Here is a 1,167-nt window from a genome sequence, read left to right as displayed (position 1 = left end):
ACCGCATAACGTTGCATGGCTTCACCTCTATTTAATGCAGATTTTCATTCCAATGGTTCAACCATTGTTCTGGGGTTGGGTATTTTAAATAGATTTGAAGTGCTTTTGCATAGAGATCTGCATGGCTATGGGCATCATTAATGACAATTTTTGCAGTTTTGGCCCAAGCACTAATTGCATAACGTTGGTCAATACCCCCAAAAGTCACTTGTGTCGCCAAAATTGGTACACATCCACGAGCATAGAGTTCGTCTAATGTTGCTAAGAATTCATCGTTTACGGCGATATTACCTGTACCGAAACCTTGCAACACTAAAAAGTGTGGTGGGGCAGGAAGTAAGTGACGTAATTGTTGTACTAAATGCTGTGTTGCAATCGGTTGCATCATCCAGTTTAAAATCTGAAAGGAAGCAGCTTTTTCAATTTGAGCATCTTGTACGATTAATTCATTTTGCTGAGGCGTAAACTCAACGTTACTACTTAACCCGGAAAATGCATCGAGTTCAGTGGTATGCGTTTTTAATGCAGTTTGTGCGTGAAATACTTGATGGTGGAATGCGAGATAAGCACCAACCGGAAGTGCAATGACCTGCTCTAATGCAAGATATAAGTTTTCAATTGCATCAGTAAATTCACGGGTGTTATCACCTTGAATATTGAGTAACGGGTATTGGCTACCAGTAATCACAATATGACAGCTTTGCCCTAAAAAGCGAGCTAAAGTCGCAGCTGCATAACTGAGCGTATCTGTACCATGAATGACAACAAAATGCTGATAGCCTTCTAGTTGTAGGTGTTGTATGCGTTGAATTAGGCGTAACCAGTCAGGTGCTGTACATGCACTGCTATCGACAATATTGGGCGCAGCAAAGCAATCAACTGTTAAGTGTGGGGGAATCACTTTCTCAAGTTGAGGTAGGAATTGGTCATAAGGCATAGGAGCTAAAGGTTCACCAATGCAACCAAAAGTACCACCCATATAAAATAAAGCTATTTTTTTCATCTTTTTGCAGGCATAAAAAAGCAGTCATCTCTGACTGCTTATGGTAAATCGAACAGTTCTAAGAAGCTATGCGAGTAAGTAGGTTTTTCGCATGTTGTTGTTGTTCTGTGTTGAATTTTTGCTCATCACCCTCTAGTAAATTACGCGCTGCTTGGTTCGCTCCA

1 protein-coding gene is annotated in these 1,167 nt (G+C 40.7%); it reads right to left on the bottom strand.

The genetic code is table 11. From position 1 onward, the window contains the following. Nucleotides 1-31 precede the first annotated feature (31 nt). The gene (locus VXQ92_RS19705) at nt 32-1,003 is read right to left on the bottom strand and encodes an asparaginase (protein ID WP_024436549.1); all 972 of its coding nucleotides are present in this window, start codon (nt 1,001-1,003) and stop codon (nt 32-34) included. Between the last annotated feature and the right edge of the window lie 164 nt (nt 1,004-1,167).

This window comes from Acinetobacter sp. 228 (genome assembly GCF_048147885.1).
The sequence above is the reverse complement of the archived record's forward strand: the minus strand, read 5'-3'. Positions and strand labels throughout refer to the sequence as shown.

Coding starts and splice junctions, on each gene's coding strand:
- VXQ92_RS19705 (WP_024436549.1), bottom strand. CDS start 1,003: ATGAAAAAAATAGCTTTATTTTATATGGGTGGTACTTTTGGTTGCATT.